29 protein-coding genes and 1 pseudogene are annotated in these 23,215 nt (G+C 45.2%); 4 read left to right on the forward strand and 26 right to left on the reverse strand.

Annotated features, from left to right (window positions below; all coding sequences use genetic code 11):
- Positions 1-35: 35 nt before the first annotated feature.
- From MHI37_RS19750 to racE, 8 genes are all read right to left on the reverse strand, one after another.
- Entirely contained in the window at positions 36-1,472 is a 1,437-nt protein-coding gene (locus MHI37_RS19750) for a PDZ domain-containing protein (protein ID WP_076339789.1), read from the reverse strand.
- An 88-nt stretch (positions 1,473-1,560) separates the two neighbouring features.
- Positions 1,561-1,860 carry a hypothetical protein gene (locus tag MHI37_RS19755; protein ID WP_076339790.1) on the reverse strand — a complete coding sequence of 100 codons (300 nt, stop codon included), beginning with the start codon at positions 1,858-1,860 and terminating at the stop codon, positions 1,561-1,563.
- Complete coding sequence (locus MHI37_RS19760) at positions 1,823-2,437, reverse strand: DUF3990 domain-containing protein (protein ID WP_076339791.1); 615 nt, start codon at positions 2,435-2,437, stop codon at positions 1,823-1,825. Before MHI37_RS19760 ends, MHI37_RS19755 begins: the two co-directional genes overlap by 38 nt.
- 98 nt (positions 2,438-2,535) lie before the next feature.
- The gene (locus tag MHI37_RS19765) at positions 2,536-2,760 is read right to left on the reverse strand and encodes a DUF1450 domain-containing protein (protein WP_076339792.1); all 225 of its coding nucleotides are present in this window, start codon (positions 2,758-2,760) and stop codon (positions 2,536-2,538) included.
- Between the two features lie 37 nt (positions 2,761-2,797).
- Positions 2,798-3,100, reverse strand: coding sequence for a heme biosynthesis protein HemY (locus MHI37_RS19770; protein WP_076339793.1), 303 nt, complete (start codon positions 3,098-3,100; stop codon positions 2,798-2,800).
- A 45-nt stretch (positions 3,101-3,145) separates the two neighbouring features.
- The gene (locus tag MHI37_RS19775; protein WP_076339794.1) at positions 3,146-3,385 is read right to left on the reverse strand and encodes a hypothetical protein; all 240 of its coding nucleotides are present in this window, start codon (positions 3,383-3,385) and stop codon (positions 3,146-3,148) included.
- A 92-nt stretch (positions 3,386-3,477) separates the two neighbouring features.
- A complete protein-coding gene (locus MHI37_RS19780; protein WP_083676575.1) occupies positions 3,478-4,392 on the reverse strand; it encodes a M14 family metallocarboxypeptidase in 915 nt (304 codons plus the stop codon).
- 100 nt (positions 4,393-4,492) lie between these two features.
- Positions 4,493-5,302 carry a glutamate racemase gene (gene racE / locus MHI37_RS19785; protein WP_076339811.1) on the reverse strand — a complete coding sequence of 270 codons (810 nt, stop codon included), beginning with the start codon at positions 5,300-5,302 and terminating at the stop codon, positions 4,493-4,495.
- A gap of 297 nt (positions 5,303-5,599) precedes the next feature.
- Here racE and MHI37_RS19790 point away from each other — a divergent pair, with 297 nt between their 5' ends.
- On the forward strand, positions 5,600-7,345 hold the full coding sequence (locus tag MHI37_RS19790; RefSeq protein ID WP_076339795.1) for an alpha-glycosidase: 1,746 nt from the start codon (positions 5,600-5,602) through the stop codon (positions 7,343-7,345).
- A 99-nt stretch (positions 7,346-7,444) separates the two neighbouring features.
- Entirely contained in the window at positions 7,445-8,674 is a 1,230-nt protein-coding gene (locus MHI37_RS19795; protein WP_144023819.1) for a sugar phosphate nucleotidyltransferase, read from the forward strand.
- A 60-nt stretch (positions 8,675-8,734) separates the two neighbouring features.
- Here the strand turns inward: MHI37_RS19795 and MHI37_RS19800 are convergent, their stop codons facing one another.
- The 5 genes from MHI37_RS19800 to MHI37_RS19820 all read right to left on the reverse strand — a co-directional run bounded on the left by MHI37_RS19800 (position 8,735) and on the right by MHI37_RS19820 (position 11,509).
- Positions 8,735-9,172, reverse strand: a complete 438-nt coding sequence (locus tag MHI37_RS19800; protein WP_256710716.1) for a YtxH domain-containing protein — start codon at positions 9,170-9,172, stop codon at positions 8,735-8,737.
- Positions 9,173-9,220: 48 nt separating this feature from the next.
- Positions 9,221-9,697: a DUF948 domain-containing protein gene (locus MHI37_RS19805; protein WP_076339797.1), complete on the reverse strand. Its 477-nt coding sequence runs from the start codon at positions 9,695-9,697 to the stop codon at positions 9,221-9,223.
- A 187-nt stretch (positions 9,698-9,884) separates the two neighbouring features.
- Entirely contained in the window at positions 9,885-10,541 is a 657-nt protein-coding gene (locus MHI37_RS19810; RefSeq protein WP_256710718.1) for an HTH domain-containing protein, read from the reverse strand.
- Positions 10,542-10,649: 108 nt separating this feature from the next.
- On the reverse strand, positions 10,650-11,069 hold the full coding sequence (locus tag MHI37_RS19815; RefSeq protein WP_076339798.1) for a HepT-like ribonuclease domain-containing protein: 420 nt from the start codon (positions 11,067-11,069) through the stop codon (positions 10,650-10,652).
- A gap of 152 nt (positions 11,070-11,221) precedes the next feature.
- A complete protein-coding gene (locus tag MHI37_RS19820; protein WP_076339799.1) occupies positions 11,222-11,509 on the reverse strand; it encodes a Dabb family protein in 288 nt (95 codons plus the stop codon).
- Positions 11,510-11,616: 107 nt separating this feature from the next.
- Here MHI37_RS19820 and MHI37_RS19825 point away from each other — a divergent pair, with 107 nt between their 5' ends.
- Positions 11,617-11,883, forward strand: a complete 267-nt coding sequence (locus MHI37_RS19825; RefSeq protein WP_076339800.1) for a hypothetical protein — start codon at positions 11,617-11,619, stop codon at positions 11,881-11,883.
- A gap of 68 nt (positions 11,884-11,951) precedes the next feature.
- On the opposite strand, the gene MHI37_RS19830 is transcribed toward MHI37_RS19825, so the two are convergent.
- The 9 genes from MHI37_RS19830 to MHI37_RS19870 form a co-directional block, all read right to left on the reverse strand.
- Positions 11,952-12,341, reverse strand: a complete 390-nt coding sequence (locus MHI37_RS19830) for a cytochrome C oxidase subunit II (protein WP_076339801.1) — start codon at positions 12,339-12,341, stop codon at positions 11,952-11,954.
- A 134-nt stretch (positions 12,342-12,475) separates the two neighbouring features.
- A complete protein-coding gene (locus MHI37_RS19835; RefSeq protein ID WP_076339802.1) occupies positions 12,476-12,877 on the reverse strand; it encodes a hypothetical protein in 402 nt (133 codons plus the stop codon).
- A 133-nt stretch (positions 12,878-13,010) separates the two neighbouring features.
- Positions 13,011-13,256: a hypothetical protein gene (locus tag MHI37_RS19840; protein WP_076339803.1), complete on the reverse strand. Its 246-nt coding sequence runs from the start codon at positions 13,254-13,256 to the stop codon at positions 13,011-13,013.
- A 154-nt stretch (positions 13,257-13,410) separates the two neighbouring features.
- Positions 13,411-13,977, reverse strand: coding sequence for a GNAT family protein (locus MHI37_RS19845; protein ID WP_076339804.1), 567 nt, complete (start codon positions 13,975-13,977; stop codon positions 13,411-13,413).
- 67 nt (positions 13,978-14,044) lie between these two features.
- Complete coding sequence (locus MHI37_RS19850; RefSeq protein ID WP_076339805.1) at positions 14,045-15,607, reverse strand: sensor domain-containing diguanylate cyclase; 1,563 nt, start codon at positions 15,605-15,607, stop codon at positions 14,045-14,047.
- A gap of 92 nt (positions 15,608-15,699) precedes the next feature.
- Positions 15,700-16,368, reverse strand: a complete 669-nt coding sequence (locus tag MHI37_RS19855; protein ID WP_076339806.1) for a DNA alkylation repair protein — start codon at positions 16,366-16,368, stop codon at positions 15,700-15,702.
- A 96-nt stretch (positions 16,369-16,464) separates the two neighbouring features.
- A complete protein-coding gene (locus MHI37_RS19860; RefSeq protein ID WP_256710717.1) occupies positions 16,465-17,832 on the reverse strand; it encodes a hypothetical protein in 1,368 nt (455 codons plus the stop codon).
- Positions 17,833-17,931: 99 nt separating this feature from the next.
- Positions 17,932-18,396 (reverse strand): DMT family transporter, encoded by a 465-nt coding sequence (locus MHI37_RS19865; protein ID WP_076339808.1) that lies wholly within the window; start codon positions 18,394-18,396, stop codon positions 17,932-17,934.
- A 73-nt stretch (positions 18,397-18,469) separates the two neighbouring features.
- Complete coding sequence (locus MHI37_RS19870; protein ID WP_076339809.1) at positions 18,470-18,895, reverse strand: DMT family transporter; 426 nt, start codon at positions 18,893-18,895, stop codon at positions 18,470-18,472.
- A 241-nt stretch (positions 18,896-19,136) separates the two neighbouring features.
- Here MHI37_RS19870 and MHI37_RS19875 point away from each other — a divergent pair, with 241 nt between their 5' ends.
- Complete coding sequence (locus MHI37_RS19875; RefSeq protein WP_076340174.1) at positions 19,137-20,747, forward strand: IS1634 family transposase; 1,611 nt, start codon at positions 19,137-19,139, stop codon at positions 20,745-20,747.
- Positions 20,748-21,298: 551 nt separating this feature from the next.
- Here MHI37_RS19875 and MHI37_RS19880 read toward each other — a convergent pair.
- The 4 genes and pseudogenes from MHI37_RS19880 to MHI37_RS19895 all read right to left on the reverse strand — a co-directional run bounded on the left by MHI37_RS19880 (position 21,299) and on the right by MHI37_RS19895 (position 23,122).
- The gene (locus tag MHI37_RS19880; protein WP_076340150.1) at positions 21,299-21,676 is read right to left on the reverse strand and encodes a DUF1801 domain-containing protein; all 378 of its coding nucleotides are present in this window, start codon (positions 21,674-21,676) and stop codon (positions 21,299-21,301) included.
- 542 nt (positions 21,677-22,218) lie between these two features.
- Positions 22,219-22,528 (reverse strand): annotated as a pseudogene (locus MHI37_RS19885) (GNAT family N-acetyltransferase); the annotation flags it as partial.
- The gene (locus tag MHI37_RS19890) at positions 22,519-22,851 is read right to left on the reverse strand and encodes a hypothetical protein (RefSeq protein WP_076340148.1); all 333 of its coding nucleotides are present in this window, start codon (positions 22,849-22,851) and stop codon (positions 22,519-22,521) included. The pseudogene MHI37_RS19885 and the gene MHI37_RS19890, both read right to left, overlap by 10 nt.
- Positions 22,841-23,122, reverse strand: a complete 282-nt coding sequence (locus MHI37_RS19895; RefSeq protein WP_076340147.1) for a hypothetical protein — start codon at positions 23,120-23,122, stop codon at positions 22,841-22,843. The genes MHI37_RS19890 and MHI37_RS19895 overlap by 11 nt, the downstream gene beginning before the upstream one ends.
- Between the last annotated feature and the right edge of the window lie 93 nt (positions 23,123-23,215).

Genomic DNA, 23,215 nt, shown 5'->3' on the forward strand with positions numbered 1-23,215 from the left:
AAGCTGTGACGAGGAAAGCCCTTCTTTTTGCAACGCTAATGCTGCTTAAGCCAGCTCAGCACATCATCAATTGTCCTCACCGGTACAATATTAAGCTCAGGTGCGCCGCTGCGGGCAGCACTTTCAAGCTCCGCCGGTACAAAAAACACATCCGCATCCGTACGGCTGATGGCGTACGCCTTTTGCTTTATTCCGCCTATTAAGCCAATGGATCCATCCTCTTCAATTGTTCCTGTACCAGCCACCTGAATGCCGTGCGTAACGCCGCCCGGCGTCAACTGATCGATAAGCGCCAGTGTCAGCATTGCGCCATGCGACGGTCCGCCGATATGCGCCATAAAGCGCTTATAGTCAACGCTAAGCGGGATGTCGAGATTCAGCTCTGTTTGTACAGAAATTCCGAATACTGGACGCTTAGGCTCATCCTCCGACGCTTTTGTAGGAACCTCTATCTCTTTAATAACTCCATCCCTTCTCAGCGTCACAGCAACGGAATCACCTGGTTTTACAGCTTGCGTCATATAGGCTGTCATTTCAGCAATGGAATGGACAGCCTGTCCGTTCAATTGCTCAATAATATCGCCCGCCTGAAGCTGTTGATCAGCCGGACTGTCCTTTATTATCGCTATGACTCTTACGCCTTCTGCAGTAATTCCATCGCCAACGCCTGCCTTCATCATGGCAACGGCAGCTGCGACACTATTCGCATCCGTTTTCATTAAAATGACCTGTGCATACGATTCTGTAAGCGGGGGCTCATCCTCGGGTATTTCCTCAAAGCTGTACAAGGGCAGCAGCTTCGCATACAGCCAATCAACCGGCACAGCTGGTCTGTCGAACACGAGAACACCGTTGATCGTGCCCCCCTGCGCTCCGCTCTCCACATGAGCATAACGATTCATGTTCAGCGTCATGCCCGGATAGGTTACCTGATAACCCGTTGGGCATACAAGCGCTAGGATCAGCACTACAGTTACAAGTAAAGCAGCAATACTTCGCTTAGGCAGCCACTTGAGCGCCTTCCTGCTTCGCTTCCCTCTTCTCCCTTGCTGCATTCCGCTATTATAGGCCTTTCCGGCTCGTACACGATGCAGAATTTCACTAATAAACATATCCGCAAATACGAGCGGCACAGCAGCCCCTATAAGAACCAGCAGCAGAAACAGCTTCTCAGGTGCAAAAAGCACATAACCTGCGCCAATCAAACCTAAGCCTGCAATAACTAACCGCAATAGCTGCAGCAAAATGGACAAGCCTCTCCAGCCTCCATGTCTAAATAGACCAAGCAGAGCACCTATGGCGAAGCTTAGCGGCGCAAGCGCCAGCAGATTGAACAACCAATCAATCATCTCGATCCACTGCATGCCGCTTGCGGTCTTAAGCGGCGCTGGCAGCCAAATGAGCTCTGCTGCAACTAAAGCAGCAAGCGCTACAGCTAGTCCAGCTAAATAATAGCGTGCCGGCTTCAGCATATATTCTTCCTCCCAAGCTTCCTCTATATTACTTATCTCTCAGCCGAAAAATAAAAATAAAAGACCCGACGATCCATATCGCAGGGTCTTACTTCGTTTGCAAATATTGGCGCTCCTCTGACGCAATTCCTCTGTCTCTCAGCTCGCCCTTCTCGAGGCTTTGGATATGTTCCAGCCACTGCGACGGAGCATGCTTCATCCGGCGGGCTTGATCGAGAAGCATGGCATATTGCTCGCAATTGTCATAACTTCCAAGCTTGCGCACAACCTCGATATACTCTACGACAAGTGCTCTCGCATCAGCCTGCATATAACCGTAATCCACCGTTAGCGCCTCTACAATACCACGTTCATATAAGCTTAATCTGACCTGCGTTTTCGCTTTCATGATACATCCACCTGCTTCCGGTATAAATATGGTAGCCTACAAGTTTCAAATGTGCTTCCCACTTCTCGGAGCAAAAAACGACCTGATTGCCGAGACGCAACGAATCTAGTCTCCTGCCTTTGCGCGAAACGGTAATTTGCTCATAAAACCAATGCTCATCTTTATTTAATTGTACCGCTTTATGTACGATTTTTCCAGTATCATTGTCCGCCATTGGACCAATAATGATGTCTGGATGCGAGTCGCATGGATCGCTGCCTTTGATCGTTGCCTTGCGATGGTTATAAATAAAGGATGCCCACGCTGGCGAATCAGAAAGAAACAGCAGCGGCTCTACCCGCTCCGGCACCGATGCCAGCTCAACCACGAGCACGCATGGCCGCCCTCCGTCCCAAGACTCCTTAGCCGCTTTATGTGACCATTTACGGGCCTGCGCAAGCGATATCGTCGTATAGAAGCCTTCTCCAAAATCTTTCCCTGGACGCCAATAGGGAGAGTTTAACAGCTTTTCACCAAATGATTGCACTGTATCGCTTGTTGTACCATGATATAGCAGCTGCGGCGTTGTTATATCCACCCTTGTGCTCCTTTCATTATGCCCTCTGTAATCGGCTTTATAAATAGAAAGACTCTGCGAATAAAGCTGTCGCAGAGTCTCGTTGTGTGTGGATAATTTTATTTTTTGATAAAAGGAAGGATCTTCTCGATCGCTTCATCCTCGGATGCGGCCTTCACATAGCGGCCATTAATAAATATGAATGCGTAGCGGGCACAGGGCCCGCAGTAGGATTTGCAACCGACACGAACCTCCGAATCGGTAGTCAGCTTTTGCAGCTTTGGTACAATCGACTTCATATTCATGTGCTTGCATTTATCGCAAACTCGTATATCGTTAGCCATTTTTCATCTTCCTATTTCAACCAAATGCTGATGAATCCTAGTGATCACCGTGGTTGCCCTTGGTTGGATTGGTTACTGCAAAGCCTTCTTCCGGTACATAAAAATAATCGAGGCGAACGCCATCAAGAAACTCATTATCCTTCTCCAAAATAACATCGATGCCTTTGTCTGTCGTAACGACAACGTCCTTCTCTGTCGGCTCGTCAATGCCCATGCCGTAGTGCGCATGATCGCCATGTGAATGCGTCACAAAAATGCGCAGCTTTTTCCCCTCATTTTCAGGCTTGTCCAGCTCTAGTTGAATAACCTTTGCAGCGTTTTTTGAAATTTTGCAATTCATCGCTCATCCAGCTCCTCTTATCGTTATGCCTTACGGCAATAATCATTATTTTATATTATACTTGCTCTCCATTCTACGAGCAAACCATTCCGCAAGCACCATCGTTACCGCGATATCGTCAATAGGCAAAAATGGCAGCGGAAGCACATCAGGCATAACCCAATAGAGTAGAACCGGTATAGAAAAAACCAGCTTGTCCAGCAATGATACGTCCTTAGAACGAAGCAGCTGAACAATACGGACAAACGTCCGCTTCCAATGGCGGAGCGAAAACATTTTACGCATCAGAATTCCACCTTCGCTGACCTTTTCCGGTTATTATAGCATAAGTTCAGCAGCTTCACCTACTACACATATGCGGCCTTTCGCCGCTGCTGCTAAAGACGAAGCGCCTCAAGCAGCAGCGGCTGCAGCTCAACATAAATAGAGTCAAACTGGCTCATTGGCAGAGGATTCTCGCCATAGCCTGCTTCCACAGTAAATCCTGGTCTGCGAAAATGCTGAATAAACCAATCCTTATACCCCGCATCGCTGCCAGAGAGCTTTACTGGCTCATAACCGCTCGCCTGGCCTAGTTTTTTGGCAAGCTGCTCCGCTTCTGCTGGCTCATAATCGCGATAGTTCCAATATATTTCTCTTCCCTGCGTATGCAGCGCAACCACTGCATCGAAGCCAATCGTCTCTGTAAAGTGTGCCATTGCATGCGCTTCAGGCTCACTTAGCGGATAAGGGCCCGGGAAGTCCCGCGGACCAGGCCCCTCTATCCCTCTGCGCTTGCATTCTTCTTCCCAATAAGCAGGGAATTGATCGTTCAAATCCACACCTCTAATATTTGCCTTCCAGCTGCTAAAATCGTTTGATCCGCCATTCCATTCAATCAGCTGTTTATGAAACGGATGGTTCACTGGCGATGCGCCTCGTTGAACTAGCTCCACACCATCAGGATTAACCATCGGAACCGTCCATAATGTCACCTGCTTGCATAAATCGCCCACCTGCTGGCCGGCTATCCTCTCTTCGTTGCAATACGCTGCAGATAGATCCGCTACGAAGCGCATAAGCAGAGCGGATGTAATCCATTCGTTAGCATGAAAGGAGCCGTTGATATGAATACGCCGCGGCCCACTGCCGCAGCGCACTGCTAATATCGGCTTTCCCATTATACTTTCCCCGATGACATGTGCTGACACAAATGAATATCTGCCCGTCAGCTGCCTGACACCCTCCAGTAAATCAAGATGGGTAAAGCTTTGTTCAGAATAGATGATCAACACCTCCCACAGCATCAACATGCTCTTATCAGACTATGCCGTGCCAGCTTTGTCCTATGTAGCAATCAAAAAAAGAAGCCAAGTCCTTTTGGACTCAGCCTCCTCTCTCCCGTTGCCGATTTCAAACAATCGTCGGTATTTGCCATATAATGGGTGTCAACTCGATTTGTTCACCCAGCCACTGCCTTGTAATCGATTGGAACAATTGTTGATCGCCGCTGCAAAAAAACTGATGCACCGGCAGCCTATCACCGGCAGCCAGCTTGCCTCTGCCTTGAAGAATCACACTGATCTCACGCGCCGTCTCATCAGCCGAGCTAATGAGCTTGACGTCTTGACCCATGATCTCGGATATCGTTTCCGCTAGAAATGGATAATGTGTACATCCAAGAATTAAAGTGTCGATGGGATGCTCCCGCAAATGTCCGATGGAGCTGCGAATCGTCTCGTACGTCTCATACGAACGAAAATTCCCCTTCTCTACTAAAGGCACAAATCGCGGGCAAGCTTCGCTTATCACTTTTACCTGCGGGTCCAGCTTCCGCAATGCTTGTTCATAAGCGCCGCTATTAATTGTGCCTTCCGTACCGATGATTCCGACACAGCCCGTAACAGTAAAACCAATCGCTGCACGCGCTCCTGGATTAATGACCCCTACAACAGGAATATCCACTCTTGCCCTTATATCCTCAAGTCCAGCGGCTGTCGCCGTATTGCAGGCGATAACAATCATTTTCGGTTGAAACTGTATTAAGTATTCAACGATTTCTCGTGTAAAACGAACGACCTCTTCCGATGAACGGGGACCATAGGGTGTCCTTGCTGTATCTCCGTAGTAAACAAGTTTTTCGAGCGGCAGTTGACGCATCACTTCCTTGGCAACGGTAAGCCCGCCTACGCCTGAATCTAGTATCGCAATCGGTTGCTGCACAAACACACCGCTTTCCTTATACAAAATGTAATAAATCCAGACAAAATAGCATATGAATACAGGCACCAAAACGTACCTGATCAAACCTCCGCACCTATGTAATTTAAGCTGAATTGGATGGATCGTGATGAACTACTCCGTAGTTTCACGGTCTTTTTTGCTATTTTCTATGCTACATCACCCAATGCCAACCCTTGATCAGCTGTTTCGTGTCCGTATTATCGGGTAAATACAAAATATACCTTAGCTAGTACATTGTATTCACAAATAAAACTCATAACGATAGGAGCTGGAGCCATGTTCAAAGAATGCTTGCATCACTCACCAGATCTGAAATGGGCTTATGCATACGACTGCGATAGTTTTCATCTCAGGCTCCGCACCAAAAGAGACGATGTTGAAGAGGCCGTAGCGGTTACAGGCGACAAATACGACTGGGATCAACATTCATTAGATGTTCAGATGGTAAAAATAGCGGCTGATTCCCTATTTGATTATTGGGAGGCCGTTATTAAACCAGAGTTTCAGCGTTTTTCATACTGCTTTCGTGTCCACAGCGGCGACGAAATATTGTGGCTGACCGAGAACGGCATTTTTGAAGAACAACCTACACCTGTCGACGGTTATTTTGAAGTTCCATACATTCATGCCATCGATTTGTTTGATGCCCCTAAATGGGCAAAGGACGCTATCTTCTACCAAATCATTCCTGATCGCTTCGCTAATGGCGACTTAAATAATGATCCTGAAAGCATAAAGACTTGGGGTGAGGCGCCAAGCGGAGAGGACCATTTTGGCGGTGATTTGCAAGGCATCATGGACAATCTCAACCATTTGACTGATCTGGGGATCAACGCGATTTATTTAACACCGGTATTTACTGCCCCCTCCAATCATAAATATGACACGATTGATTATAAACATATTGATCCGCATTTTGGAGATGCTGAGCTGCTTAAAAAGCTAGTGTCGGCATGCCACGAGCTTAAAATCAGAGTTATCCTCGATGCTGTATTTAATCATACGAGCGAGCAATTCCCTCCCTTTCAAGACGTACTGAAGAAGGGCGAGGGCTCCAAGTATAAAGATTGGTTTCATTTAAAGGGCCTCCCAGTTGAAGTAAAGGACGGCATGGCCAACTATGCTACCTTTGGCTTTTATGGCAATATGCCTAAGCTGAATACAGCAAACCCGGAGGTTAAGCAATATTTGCTCGATATCGCCGTTTATTGGATAAAAGAAGCTGATATTGACGGATGGCGGCTGGATGTTGCTAACGAAATCGATCATGCCTTCTGGCACGAATTCCGAGCTGCGGTTAAAGCTGCCAAGCCTGACGCTTTTATTATTGGGGAGGTGTGGGGAAATTCGCTTAACTGGCTGCATGGGGATGAGTTTGATTCCGCTATGAATTATCCGGTTACAGATCGCATTTTGAATTTCTTCTCGAGCTCCGAGGGTGCAGCATCTGATTTCGCTGATGAAATTAATCGCTTGCTCATGAGATATCCTCAGCAAACCAATGAGGCGCTATTCAACCTGCTGTCCAGCCACGATACCCCGCGTGCAGCGACCCGATTAGACGGAAATACTCTGCGTTTGAAGCTGGCTGTTGTATTTATGCTCACCTATATGGGCATTCCTTGCATTTATTACGGGGATGAAATTGGCATGGACGGAGGAGATGATCCCGATTGCCGCAAATGTATGGAATGGGATAGGGATAGGCAAGATCGTCAGCTATTTGATTTTTATCAGCTTTTAATTAAGCTGCGCAAGAGCCACCCAGCACTGCGTGATGGCCGCTTCCGCTTCCTGCATGCAGATAATGAGAAGAAAACGTTGATTTATGAGCGTTTGAATGCTTCAGAGCATTTTACCATTTGGATTAACAATTCCGAAGAAGCCGTCACGCTCACACATCCGATGCAAGCTAACGATTGGCGCGATGCCCTTACGAACGATGAGGCAGCCACTTTCGAGGAGCAGCTTCAAATTGAGCTTAAACCGCTCGACTTTCGCATATTGTATCGGAACATATAAATGTAAAATAATCGTTTCAAAGCTGTAATAAGAGGTTAAACAAAAAGTACAATGTTTTGGATTAACAATTTAACTTAAATTGGACAGGGGGAAAACAAATTGTTTAATGAGCAAGAATGTGTAGCCATGTTGCTAGCTGGCGGAGAAGGTCGGCGCCTCGCTCCGCTTACAGGTCAACTCGCCAAGCCCGCAGTTCCATTCGGCGATCGTTTTCGAATGATTGATTTCCCGCTAAACAACTGTGCAATTTCGAATATTAAGACGATTGGCGTGCTTACGCAGTATTGCGCTGATACTGTACATAACTATGTAATGAGCATTCAACAAAAGCTGCATTCGGATCAAGCTAACTCAGACATTTCATTTCTCCCTTCCTCTCGCAGATGTCCAGATGGCTACAGCGGAACCGCAGACGCAATTTATCAAAACATCGACTATATTGACAAACATAATCCTGAACATGTGCTTATTCTCTCTGGTGACCATATCTACGAAATGGACTATAGGCCTATGCTTGAATTTCATAAGCAGCGCCGTGCAGCGGTAACCATAGGAGTCAAGCAGGTGCCTTGGCGGGATGCCAGTCGATTCGGCATCCTTACTACTGACGAACAATACCATATACGTTCCTTTCACGAGAAACCTGCTGAGCCGCAAAGCAATTTGGCCTCTATGGGCATTTATTTGTTTTGTTGGTCTGACTTAAGAGCCGCTCTGATCAAGGATGCCGCTAATCCAGCTTCAAGCCATGATTTTGGCAAAGATATTATTCCAACCCTTCTTTCCTCAGAGGCTAGCATGGTCGCTTACCCTTATGATGGCTACTGGCGAGATGTAGGTACAATTGACAGCTTATGGGAAGCCAATATGGACTTGCTTGATGGCGAGTTTAAATTTAATGCAACGAACTGGGCAGCCTATTCCAGCAATTCTTCAAATACTTCAACATCCACTTCAGGTTTAAACGCCATCATCTCAGATTCCCTGATGCATCCGTACTGCTCAATCGAAGCTGAAGTCACTCGTTCGATTATCTGCTCTGGCGTTACCATTGGAGAAGATAGCGAGGTGTGCGAGAGCATTATTATGCCTGGAGCCACAATTGGAAAAAATGTTACCATTCATCGCGCCATTATTGGCGAAGGAGCTATTATCCACGATGGAGCATACATAGGCAGCATGAATGATCAAATTTCCGTTATTGCTCCCTTTGAAGCAGTTGCTTCACCATCCATTGGCATTAACCATCATAATCCAAAGCCGCTGGCTGACTTGTTTGCCCCAACTGCTGCCCATTCGTACAGCAATGCTCTCAGCCAAAACAGTTGATTTTTTTAAAAAAAGGCAAACTGGATGAGCTCTCGCTCAGATCAGTTTGCCTTTTTTTGATTAGCTAATCACTTGAGGCTCCTTCGTTGCAGCCGCTTCAGTCTCTCCTGCTTCTATGTCATCAATGGCGCTCACTTCTTCAGCCTCGTTCAGCTCCGGCTCGGCAATTGCTGTCGTACCAGAAATGGTTTCGGTTTCCTCGGTGCCTTTGCTGCGCAATCTTACACTGCTTGCCACTTGGGTTGCCGCCTGTTTGGTTTTACCTGCGATATGCACCGCTTGATCACCAATTTGTCTTGCAATACGCCCTGTTTTATCACTTACTTGGCCTGCTACCTTAACGGTCGTATCGCCTACTTTTTGTGCGCCTACAGAAATGTCCTGGCGAAGCTCCTTACCAGGCTTAGGAGCTAACAGCAATGCCGTAACCGATCCAATAACACCACCAGCTAATGCGCCGAGCATAAATCCTTTTGTTTGTTTGCGTGTTGACATCATAATCACTCCTATCGTGAATAGTGTGCTCTTCGTCTCTGCTGCTTTAACTTAGGTATCCGATTCGGATACGGGCCTCTGCTCATGGTCTGCAGCGACTGATCCCTTTCGGCTAGTTTGCCACAGCTGCCACGCAGTCATTCCAAGCTCAGCCCATTCCAATGCTTCACCGACCTGCCGCTTCGTCTCAGGACGCTTCGCGTGCTGCTCAGCAGATTCTGATAAAAGAGAACTGATGCGCTCAGCTGCCGATGTCGTATGCGCTATCGCTCCTCCAACCTGCCCTGCTGCTTCGAACAGCTTGCTCGCTGCTTGAAGCTGGCGGTGTGCCGCAATTATCGTCTCCTCTGCCGGCTTGATAAGACCTCCAAGCTCCAATGACAACTTATGCAGATCCTCCTGCATCGTTTCAGCCATCACCTGCACACGCGCCAGCTTGAAGAGTGCTGAACGCAATACTAAGAGTATGCCCGCCACCAAAATAACAAATGCGCCTGCGGCAATCGCCGCACTCCAGATCATGACCATTCCCGTATCCCTCCTCCTCCATCGATTGCAGTGCCTTCCATCATGTACTTCTAGACGAATGCCCACTTGCGTAATGACAGTATAAGCAGCATGGGCTTGTCATGACACAGCTGAAACAAAAAAAAGGCCATCCGCAAATCTTTTTGAGATTTGCTAAGACAACCTTTGCATTGCTGCATCTATTCCTTTATCCAATATGGTAGCTGCACTTTCCGCCACCCTTTGCCAGACATTCCGTCCGTTCAACTGGTACATCAAGCAGTGATTTAAACAAGGACAGCTCACATCTGCATGCTTCTTGGTAGACTCCTGCAACCTGTGCAATCGGACAATTATACTCATACAGCATATAGCTGCCGTCACTCTGCATTTTAACTTCCGCCATATAGCCGCCAGCATTTTGAATGACAGCCAGCTCGCTTACCTTCTGCTCCAAGCTTTTTCCAGCCATCCGAGGCTCGTAGCGCTCAAGCAGCTTCTTCTTGCGGCCTTCAAAAATTTTGTTAATTAACGCTGCAGTATCCGGGTCATCCGCCAGCTCATCCAGCAAGTCCAATGCAAGCAAATGATAGTTTTTCGGAAATAGCTCATCCGCATCAACAGTCAGCTCATAAGCATGCAGCGGCCTTCCCATCGCCTGTCGAACCGACACGATGTTGACGCTGCCTTCATTCTCGAGCACGTAGATATGTCGGCGAATAGCCATTTCTGTTAATCCCAGCTCATTTGCAAGCTCACTCGCATTCATTCTGCCGCCCGTCTTCAGCAGCAGCAGTATACGCTCCCGCGTAGAGCTGTCTCCTTGCGAAGCCGCCGTCATGCCAGCAGCACCTACCGCTTTCATCCGCTTCAACCCTTCACCACCTTTACAGGCTTGATAGCGTCATTGTAACGTATTATGACTATTTCGTAAATCAGCAGAAAAATCCTCCAAAGCATAGATCGAGGCCCTCTACAGCTCACGCTCCAAATAGTCTTCAATTGATTTTTTAAACGCAGGCAGCAGTGTGGAGAGCGTCTTCGTGAGCGGTTGAAGCTCTGACCTCTGCCAAACATAATAATCCTGAACCAGCGGCTTCCGCAGCATAACGAGTTCAGTTAGCACTGCTTGCATCTCCAGAGGAAATGCTCCAGCTTCGCCTGTAATCTCGATGATGTCCTCATAGCTGCTCGCATCACGCAAAATAAACCCATCGATCAGGAAGCTTCCAATATCGGTTACCGTTTCAATGGCCAAATGCAGCGCTCTTTCCTGCGCTAAGCCCTCCAGCACCGTGCCCTGCCAATTAACGGCAAGCATTTCCATGGCCGTTGCTAGTTCAGCAATAGAATCCAACCTTACGGCAATTTGTTCGCGATTTACAAAATACATCAGTCAGTCGCCCGCTTTCAGCCTTGCTTCTTTTTTTTCGCCTTGCGTTTAAGCCATGCTACCATAATAATGCTGCTCAATATAATAACTAGCAAATACGTCAATATTTCATAAACGTCTCTCATATCGCTCATAATCCGTTAACCCGCCTTTCAGCTTTCAAAATCAACGCTGACAGAAGCTTCACGAACCTGCGTCATATGCTCGATGACCTTCTTATGGACAGGGTGCACCTGATAAACATCCAACGCTTCTAACGAATCAAACTTTGTAATTAGTGCGATATGATACGAACGCTCCGAATGTACAACATCAACACCAACTTCAATCGATTTCAAAACCTCGATTTTCCCTTCCATATCTCTAAGCACCTGTGCGGTACGAGCTACACTTTCTTCACTGCCATCCTTCAATTTAAAAAATACGATATGAGTAATCATCTATTGTTCCTCCTCTAATTTCGTCGCATGAATTTCGTCCGTTTGTCACATAATAACCTATGCAGTCGCATTACGGCAATCTTTAACGCGAAGGAGATCGGTACGTTATGCGCTATCCGGTTACAATTGTTGCTGCTTTGATTGGAATAGCTATTTGCTTGTTTAATTACACTGGCTATGACCCGCACAATTTTATTTTTTTTATGTTCAGCATACCTGCATGGTTCGTTGACTTATTTGTCGACGTGCACGAGGTAAGCGTAGTGCTCATGTACGTGCTTACGATTGTGACCTGGGCGCTGCTCGGCTTTATTGCCGACGTCCTCATCTCACGTGGCCGCAAAAATGAGCATAGACGCCGTTCAGCCCGTTAGCTTAAACTCGACAAAAAGGAGCCTTTCGGCTCCTTTCGCTTTGTCTACCGTTGATTAATCGTTTACGGTTAGGCAGCTTCCACAACTAATGTAGACTCCATCGTTGTATGTCCCTGTCCACATGGAATGGAACAATAGATTTTGTACGTGCCCGGCTCTGTAAATTCCAAATCCGTTTCCGGATTGTCATTATCTAAAGCAACCTGAAGCTCATCAATATGTATCCCATGAATCCCACTTTTGTTAGAAAGCTTCAATCTAACCTTGTCTCCAACCTTAACTTTGTACTCTTCTTGATCGAATACAAAATCGTTTGATGCAACAATCTTGACCAAACTCATGCCCTCTGGCAACGAGGCAGACTCGTCAACCGGCTTAGAAGGCAAAGCGAATGTGAGCAAATATAAGCCCAGCAACGACGCCGCTGTAAATAAAATAAACATAATCCACTTGTGCATTGCTACGTGCTCCCCTTTACGATCATAATGTCTACCTCTTATATTACATAAGATTGTCCGAAGTTCTCAACCTTAAACTACATAAAGCAGAAAAGTTTTTTTGTTATTTTGACAAATCCATGAACAATTTAAAATTAACTGGACAAATACTGCTTTAACACTTGCTCGGACTCCGCTTTGACAATGCCCCAAAGCATAAAAATTTGATGCTCGTATCCTCTGCAAACATACTTTGCATACAGTCCGTCTTTCTCCCGCTTCTCCTCATACACTTTTATGCCCATGGAACGAAACTGTCTTCTAATCGCAGCAAGCTCCAGCAGCACCCGGTCCTGTATGCCTCGCAGCATAGATTCATAAAATCTCGGGAGCTTTATCGATGTCGTTCCAATTACACGAATATCATGATCTAATATGCGCATAACAATTCCGAGCAATTCATAACGCTTTACCAGCTCAAGCTCTTCGTCCGTCTGAATCGGCGGATGTGCAGCTATTCTAACACTGCCTCGAGCAGCTTCCTCATTAGCGGCCATTACCACCCCTCCAAATAAGAACATATGTTCTTATTATAGCGAGAGACGGCTATTTCATGCAAGTTAATTTGCCGTTATCCACAAATTACCGTTTAAGCTTGAGTCACCTGAAAAGCTTTAAGCATTGGTAATTTTACGAAGCTCCATCGATTCGTTGGAAAACTGGCTGCTGTCCCCTATAAATGCAAAAGGAACCATCGCTATAATTCGCGTGATTCCTTCGGTGTTTCCTATTCAGCTTTGCCTGCTTCTCCTGTAAAGTGGGAGTACGTTTAATGACAGGATTGATGCCTTGCCAGCTGCCTCGCAGTACATCTGGCGTTATGCGCCCTTGCTGCTCCAGCTTCATTCTAGCTTTTTTCGCCTTGCTGATGGACATGTTTGGTCCTCCTCCAAAGTTTTGTGAAGCAAAACTTACTTCGTAAGCATAAGCTCTGTTTTGTGAAGCAAAACTTACTTCGTAAGCATTCGCCTCTCCTATTATACGCTGTAAATGGCTTTTGTGAAAGGCACATATACTAGCACTTACTTTCCTATATTTCGAAAAAATTCTTGCGCAGCAGTGAAAATAAATAAAGCTCTATAAACTGCCCCTGCTCAAACTCGCATTCCTTCGGTTCCCCCTGTGGCACGAAGCCCAGCTTCGTCAGGAGCTTAATTGATGCTTCATTTTCCGGATCAACCTTGGCATCAATGCGGCGCAGCTGCAAGCTTTTAAAACCAAAATCTAATATCGGCACCACCACTTCACTCATAATTCCGCAGCGCCAGTAGCTTGGGGACAAATCATAACCAAGCTCGCTTAGGCTATACTCCTTCAAATAATGCAAAAATCCGCAGGTTCCAATTACTTTTCCGGTCCCCTTCTCTTCAATCATCCATCGAATGCCCAGCTGCTGAGCGAAAGTTTCCAAATGCCAATTCAATTCATGCCTGGCCTCCTCCACCTTTGAAAATGGCAGAAGCGGAGTATACCTCACAACCTCCTCATTCGAATAAAGCTCGAACAGGTCCGGGATGTCCCGCTCCTCCGTCTTTCTCAAAATAAACCGCTGTGTTTCCATACGCGGAAAGGCTTGAAATGAAAATGATGTTGCCATTCAACCAGCTCCTTTATTTTTCTGACACAGCCAAATCGCTTAACGACAAAACACAGGACAGCTGCAGTTATCGCTGTCCTGTGTTTTTGCTATCGTAAACCGTAGTCCGGTTTCTGCCATTTGTTTTGGATTGATACAGCGCATTGTCCGCCATTTCGATAATTTCCTTTGCATCTGATATTTTCCCGTCTGCAAATGATATACCGATAGAAACGAAAATTGATCCGTTAGTCGGGCTTGGTTCAGCCGCAACTGCCTCTCTTAAGCGTTCCGCCAATAGTGTCGCCGTTTGAATCGTTCCAAATTTCATCAATATCCCAAACTCCTCGCCGCCGTAACGAAAGCCTACATCATTGCTTCTGGATAAGCCTTTTATATGAGAGGCCAATACAATTAGAACCTCATCTCCAACAAGATGGCCATATTGATCGTTAATACTTTTGAAATGATCGATATCGAGTAAAATTAGCGCAAAAGGAATATCTTCCGCAAGCCACTCCTGAATAGTGAAATCGAAGGTTTTTCGATTGGCAAGTCCAGTTAAACCGTCCAACCGAATTTCCTTATTGAGCAAGCTAATATGGTTGACGATGCTCTGATTAAGCTGCTTCACCTCATAAATCCATGAGCTTATTTTGGGCATTTTCGAGCGAGTCGCACTCGTTGACAGAACAGCCTCCTCCGAGAAAGCTGCAAGGTCAAACAATGGCTTGGAAATGACATATGAAACATACCATGCAATTAACAATATAAGAATAAATATCGGCAGTGATCTCAGAGCAAGGGTCAAAATGAGATCCTTCAATGGCTTATCAAGTACCGAGATTGGGGTTTGTGCTACGATTGCCCAGCCTAAGATTGGTTCATGAGCGTAACCCGCAAAATACGAGCTGCCCTTGGAATTGACAATCTTCTGCGATCCGCTCAGCCCGGATACTGCTTTATTTATGACCTCATTATCCGTAATCAATTCATTCAATCTTGCTTTGTCCGGATGAACGATAAGATGGCCATCCTTGTCTGCCACATACACATAGGAGCCATTTCCGTAAAAGTGCTCACTTAGCATTTTATTCAGAGCATTGCTCTCGTTCAAGCTCACATTACCAGCCGCAAAGCCCACATACTCACCAAGCTCGTTGAATATAGGCGATGAGACCATGACAAGCAGCCGATTTGTTTTGGAGCCTACAAAGGGATCTGAAATGAGCGGAATCTTCTGCTTAACCGCTTCGAAAGAGGCAATAGATTCTAGAACCATCCCGATCTCAATTCCATTTCTCTTGAAGCTAACGGCCTCCACTACACGATTCGAGTCTACAATTAAAATATCACTAAAATATTGCTCGCTCGCCGAATGCCAATTGTCCAGTTCCTTCTGTGATAAGCTTTCCTTGCCTGCCATTGAAGCAATCGCATCCATGTTTTTAATCATAATTTGTATTAATTCACTCGTATTCGAGGACAGCTTCTTCGCGTATTGAGAGTTGCTCTTCAAATAACCAGCGGTTAAGGAAGACTTATTAGCCGACATTGCAAAATAACCGCCAATTATGGCGGTTAAAAGCACAGAGCCTATGACTAAAAATCCTAGTACAAAACGAAGCTTCAAGCCTTTGCGTGCACCCAATGCTGTTCCTTCTCTCGTTGCGAAAGTTCTGCTCTATTTTAGCGCAAATGCTCAAGAAAATATATAGCTTTCCTAAGCCATACTCATGGGCTTCACAAGATATGCTTCAGCGCTTCCTTCTTGCTTAAGGGAGCGAGAGGCGTCTCAGCAACAAAGCGGCGTATGCTAGCTGCATCGGTTTTGGCATATTCTCGGAGCGACCAGCCAATCGCCTTGCGAATAAAAAATTCATTTTCGCCCATCGTAAGACGTATGTATGCAAATAACCGCTCCGTGTCGGTAGCCTGCTTATATTTAAGCTGGAACAATAGCGCGGTGCGCCGCAGCCACAGATTGTCCGATACGATCCAGCGCTCGGTATGCTCCTCTATTAGCTCGGGATATTTAGACAAATGAAATCCCACTAAATGTGATGCGATAAAATCGACCGTGTCCCACCACGAATGAGTTGTCACCCACTGCTCCAGCTTATCGATATGCGATGGCGCAGCCTCTTTGCTATATTTGTCCATTAAGCTCATCGCTGCATAATGGAACTCACGCTCTCTAAGCTCCCATAAATACTCCGCTGTACGCAGCAGCTCTTCACCCTTCGGCTTTTCGTTTATCTTCCAAAACTCACGCAGCAGCTGTATCCGCTCTGGCGTTTTAATGCCTAAAAACACGAATTGACCGCGCATATACGCCTCCATCGGCAAAGCCCGCTCAGGATTTGCATTCTCCCTAAATAGAGTCTCGAGCTCCCTTGCAATGCTAGTCATATAAGCGACCTCCTTTTCCTTGAACGATAACATAAGCAGCCCTGATCATCAACGATGATCAGGGCTGTTTTTCGGTCATATGCTGTTGTGAACGAATTAGAGCGACTCGCCATGTAAATATCTGTAGAACGGCTTATCAACCCAGAACTGAGTCGGCGTAACGATAGCATCTGGATCAATAGCTTTCAAGCCAGCAACCACCTTAGCGGAATCTTCATTTAATGAGAAAGGATTAACCGTGTAAGAACTGTCTGGATCTGTTATAAAATTGTTTGTAATGATTTCATAATCACTCAGTTCCGTTTGTGAATAGTAAAGCGGCTGCCACCATGATGCAGAAATCAGTCCCGCTTGGCCCTCTTCATTTTTCTTCGCATACGTTAAAATAACATCCTGGAAAGCAGCTTTATCCGCCGCATTTGCAAATTCAAATGCAAGATCATATTCTTTATCGTAATTTATATAATTTCCATTTTCAATTTGAACAACATTAGGTCCTGGAGTGCCCCATTCAGCTAGGAAGATAAAGGCGGACGTTTTGGGTTCAAATTGCACCTTTGCATCGAGGCCTTCACTGCGCAGCAGGCCAATAAGCTGAATAGCATGCTTGAAATTGGAATGACCATAAATTAGCGATAAGGAATCAATAAAGTTAGCGTCGAAACGGGAATCCTTAATATTGTAGCCCGTGATCAGGTCTTGCTTCAAAGCAGTGTTCACAAGTGTTTGCAGCTTAGGCGCGTCGATGATATCAGATGTTTCATACGCACTGCTGAGTTTTGCATAAATATCACCATCGTTCACATAACCAAGATATTGTTTGTATAGGCCCTTCGTAATGAGCACTTTGCCAAGCAGCGTGTAGATGAGTTGATCGCTTGCTGCTGCTTTTGGATTAAAGCTGGAATAAAAATCTGCTGTCAGCAAGCCTGTATCGACTGCTGCCGCTACCTCTTGAGCACCTTTAGCGTCCAGTGATTTGCTTGCTGCGCTTAGCTTCGTCAACACCTTGTTGGCTTTAGCTGCAGGATAGGTATAAGCAAGCTCCTTCAAGTCTGCTGCTCTTAGTGCGATCGCTACTGCAACGTAATTCGTAAGCACCTGGTCACCTTGGATGGCAGGACCAGACAAGATACCCTTTTCATATAAAGCAGCTGCCGACGCATAAAGCTCGCTGCTCTTCTCAACATCGGAGAAAACCACTTTTTCATCCGTTGGCTCATAGCCCAAAATAGTTGCTACAGCTTTAATATACTCACCTTTCGTTACCGTACCGGAGAGAGTGACATCAAATTTTTGCTGTAAAAACTGTTTATACTGGGCAGCGCCATCCTCCTGTGATGTCGTTGCTGCTATCGTTGTTGCAGATGTTGCAGCAAATGCAGTTGCTTGCGTGAAAATAAGGGAGACCGATAAGAGGAGTGCTACAAGTAGTTTAGTGTATGAAGCTTTTGTTTTGATCACGAACATTACCTCCGTTTTATTATTCCGATTGAATTAATCGGATATATGTAATGTTCCATAGTATACCAATAGAAAAACAAATGTGTCAATGATTATATTTTATTGAGCACTCGCTTTCTCAGGTTCGCGTTCCTCACTTAATTTAAATACCAAAATACCGCCAACGATGACTAGTACACCGATGAGCTTGTTCCAACTGAATGGAAGCTTATCCACCCCCAGCCACCCTAATGAATCAAATAACAAAGCAAATCCGAGCTGTGAGGTCAAAGCGATAGATACCGCATACGTAGGTCCAAGAATTTTAAATCCCCGTACCATACAAGTGACCACTCCCACTCCAATAATGCCGCTAAACCAATACCACGGCTGCATATTTTGCAAAACAAACATTTGCTTCCCCTCAAAAATCAAACCAATAATGAATGAAGCTGTAAATCCCAAACCGAGCACCAGCGTCGTTGTCGACCAAGATCCTGCCCGCTCGTTCACCTTGCTGTTAAAAATATTTTGCACGCTAACCAGCGCTCCAGCGAATAGACCCATCAACAATCCTACAAACATAATCGCAGCACCCTCCTATACTCATACGAATCCTCTGTTTATACATGCTCCGCTCAATGAGACCTCTCATTAATCAAAATCCAAGTATGACAACACCTGCAATCATAATTCCGATTCCGATGAACTGCGGAAGCCGCATCCTTTTTTTCGCTACGCCAAACCAGCCGCTGCTATCAATCAAAAAAGTCAGACAGAGCTGTGCAATCAGCACCGCGGATATCGTAAAGGTAACCCCGATTGCTTCAATCGCTTTAACATTGCTGAAGATGATAACCGCCCCATAGGCTCCGCCTGTAAGATACAATGGCTTAACTTGCTTAAACCCTTTCCAGCTTCCGTCTCTGACGAACATCAGAATCAAGAAAGCCACTATGAATCCAGTAAACTGGGTTATTGTCGCTGCCTGCCAAGTACCGATATCTTGACTAATACGAGCATTAGCCACACCTTGCAGTGTAATAAAGGCTCCCGCCAAAAAAGCAAATAGGCTCCCTCTCATGCTCTCTCCTCCATTTCATGCTATCCATCTCATGTGAATTATTCCCAATAAATCAGGATGTCTTACTACTTGATAAACTCATAAGCTTCAAACCTAATCATACATCCTGGATTCCCGCCGAAACATAACGATCCCATAATAAAAAACGACAGAAACCCTTACAAACACTGATTTTTTGGTGTTTTTTTCTTGCCACAAACCTCGTTATGTGTTATACTAATACATAACGAGGTGAGGGAAATTGGCGACTATCGTCTACCAAAAGGACAACCGTTCCGGTATTACTTATGCCTACGAATCTGTTTCGTATTGGGACAAAGAAAAGAAGCAATCTCGTGCAAAGCGCACGCTCATTGGACGTGTCGATCCCCATTCGGGGGAAATCGTCCCGACTGACGGTAGAGGGCGGAAGGAACAATCCATTTCTACCGCTACAAAACGCGGTCCCGTTCCGTCCACACAAATGGCCAGAAAGTTTTATGGGGCGACTTATCTTTTCGATGCCATTGGGGAAAATCTCGGTATCGTTCAAGATCTGAAGCAGTGCTTTCCGGAACTGGCTCAGCAGATTCTATCTATCGTCTATTACCTGATTCTGGAGGACAACAATCCGCTTTACCGCTTCGAGAAATTTGATCTCCTACATAAGCATCCTTACGGCAAAAACATTTCTTCACAGCGCAGCAGTGACATCTTCGCCTCCATTACAGAGGAGGCGAAAAGCCGATTCTTCCGACTGCAAGGAAAACGCCGCACGGACAAGGAATATTGGGCTTACGACATTACGTCCATTTCCAGCTATTCCGAAGGGCTGCGCCAGGTGCAATACGGTCGGAATAAAGAAGGCGATCCGCTGGCACAACTGAATCTGGCGCTTGTGTTTGGCGAAACCTCTAATCTGCCGTTTTATTACCGCAAGCTGGCCGGAAACATCCCGGATGCCAAGACGCTCACCAACCTGCTGGCCGATTTCGCTACGCTCGGTTTTTCTAAAGTGAAGCTGGTTATGGATCGTGGATTTTATAGCGAAGCTAACATCAATGCGCTGTTCAAATCACACTTGAAGTTTCTGATCTCCGCCAAGATGTCACTGTCTTTCATCCGCCATGAATTGGACGGCATTTATGATCGATTTCGCAGCTTTGAGCACTACAATGAGAAATACGAACTCTACTGCCACACCGTTCAGACAGAGTGGAACTATACCGAGCATCGTCCTTACAAAGGCGATACGATCACCGAACCCAGGCGCCTGTACATTCATTATTACTACAACATCGATAAAGCCGCCGAAGATGAAAAAGCCTTTGATCGCAAGTTAATCGGGTTGCTGAAGGAACTCGAATCAGGCCGCCCTATTCCGGAGCATGAGTCGCAATACAAGAAATACTTTGAGGTAAAAACCACACCCAAACGTGGAGCTCGTGTGACGGTCAAGGAGGAAGTGGTTGCCAAAGCCAAGCGTTACTACGGTTATTTCGCTCTGGTGACCAATGAAACGATGGATGCCGTCACTGCGCTTGAATTATATCGGAACAAGGACGTGGTCGAGAAAGCCTTCGGCAATTTAAAGGAACGCCTCAATATGCGTCGAACGTTGGTTTCTTCCGAACAAAGTCTGGACGGCAAGCTATTTGTTGAATTTGTGGCACTCATCTATCTTTCGTACATCAAAAAGAAAATGCAGGATGTCGGTCTGTTTAAAACCTATACGATGCAGGGTGTTCTGGATAAGCTCGATGTCATTGAATGCTTTGAAACGCCAGGAGAAGAACTGCGTGTGGGAGAAATTCTTGAGAAACAGAAGGAAATCTACTTCAGTTTGGGGATCGAACCGCCATCCTCGTTATGAGTTGGCGGGAATCCAGGATACATGGTGAAACGGCTGTCGCCGTCCTTTGGCGGTGGCGCGTTTCATTCCGGAGAAATATAGAGCTAGTATGGCGAAATGATATACTTTCCTATATTCCCCAAAAAAACACGCCTCATTTGGCGTGTTTTTTCATGTGTTTAGTATGAAGGCTCACCACTACTCGACACTGACCTCATTGCTGCCAGTTGAACTTAAACAATAGGAGCTGTGCGCTTAGAAGTGGCGTGCGATAATGCCATTTGTCGATTAACAGCACACTTCCCGAAGGCATTAGCTCGCCTCCATTCCTACACTACACTTATTACAATAAAAACCTCACATGAGCGTTAATTCGCACAGCTACAATGTACTTTTGCAGCAGAATTAGCTTCTTATGGACGATATCTACCTTGTAACTAAGAATCCATTGTAGAAAGTGCAGTGTACGCGAGTGGATAGGTCAGTAATAGCAAATCTGCTGTACAAAGTGCAATGTAGCTGCAAATAAACTGAAGAAGCTTATTTCCCCGTTAAAATTTATTTCTTCTTTTTTATTTTGCTGCTGCTTTTTGTATATTTTCAGCAACTCTATACTTCACCATCCTGCTAATTAGCTCATACGGCATTGGCTTGTCAATCGGGAATTGAACAGAGCCTTTCGCTCCTTTGTATTGTGATAATTCTTCTTTAAACTCATCAATAGCTCTCGGCGCTGGATAAAATCCGATATGATTTTTGTATGCAGCAAAATGCACTAAATTTCCATGCAATACAAAGGTAGGCATTTGATAGCTGATCTTTTCTGTTGCATCTGGCGCTGCCTGTTGTATGACTTCTCTTATCTTGCGAAGTATTTCCTGCGTTTCAGGCGGGAATGTCTTTATATATTCATCAATCGACTCAAACACAGCTTTATTTTCCTCCCTCATTTATCCCTTCCTACACGTTTTTTAGATTAGATTAACATAACGGAAAGGCCAGGTCATTAATCATCCATCTCATTTGCAGATTGGACGCTGCTAGGTGTCCACTCCAAATGTGGGAGTCAGGGAATGGATGAACTCGGTTTCATTCCATTCTATACAGGGACCGTCGTTCATGACTGCTTGGCTACTTCAAAGATATTTATTCCTTAATTTTCCTCCCTCAAAACAGTACAGGATTTCAACTTTTAGCAAGCTTCGGCACAAATCTAATAATCACAGAGCCCAAAACATATGTTGAAGGCTTTCCAAATTATTCAAATAAAATGATGGAGAACTATTTTTGAAAAGGTCCCGTTTTCGATTAATCTGTCGAAGAGAGCAGTCCCCTAATCATCAACAATAAGCACTCCATAGATGTGGGGTGCTTATTGTTCCTATACATACAGACACATGTTACCGTTTTTTAGACAAAAGAAAGCCGCCTATGATAAGAGCGGCTAATTAATCTATAGTTTCTCAATAGTTGATGACTGTCGGTCCCACTCTTATCGTAAAATAGCGTAAAATATTCATCCACCATTCATTTTCAAGGGAATACAATTCTCGAAACAACCTTCTTGCCGCTTCTGAAGCGTAACCATGATTGTGAAAGCTGGGATTGAACACCCACCCAATTTCATAGGTATGCTCACCAAAATAGTTATGACAAACAATGTGACCAATAAGATTTCCGCTGCCTTTTAATACTACAGGGAAATTTCGGGATTGATCGCCGATGTTTTCCTTTATAAATTCTTTGACTGTCTTTTCGTTAAAAGTGCCTTCTGGTATATAGCCAACCTTCATCAACGTAATTCTTCCTCTTCAGGCTCAATTCCCCAGAAGATCTGGTGTGATGATTCGGTATTTGCAAAATAACAAGCCCGTATACGAACAGCCTCTTTTGTCTCCGATATCGTATAAATTAGGACAACGTTATGTAGTAATACCCAGTAATATCCATTGTATTTAAAATCAGAATAATCCGTTACACCGTCTGCTTGCTGATGAGGATCTTGAGATAATATCAGCTTAGATCGATTAAATACATCGTTGTGAGAGACATTAAAAAGCTTGGCCAACGCCTTGAGCGCTGGCTGAGTCCAAAGAACACGATAGAGGTTTGGCTTATTGCTCATTACCTACCCCTTTTATAAAACGGGAATAATCTTCGAAACTTTCAATATCATTTTCTTCAGGCTCAAGTTCCGACTCATCGAGTTGTCTCAAAACATCTTCATTTGAAAAAATAGCCTTTGTCATTTTTTTCTTTTGTTCTTCTGTAAACTTTCTAGAAATAGAGACCTTATATCCGAACTGTTCTTCGATGACTTTAATCAAATCAACTAATTCTATCTTGGATTTATTGCCCAAATTATTATTAAGCTGCTCCTTGGTAATGAAGTTCATGATTAATCACCGTCCTTATTTTAATTTATAACAAACCATTTAACATTAGGATGTGCAAGAGACCTGCATCTTCCTCCAACTGTCCTGTCCGTT

Origin of the sequence: Paenibacillus sp. FSL H8-0548 (assembly GCF_038630985.1) — a bacterium.
Taxonomy (GTDB): domain Bacteria; phylum Bacillota; class Bacilli; order Paenibacillales; family Paenibacillaceae; genus Pristimantibacillus.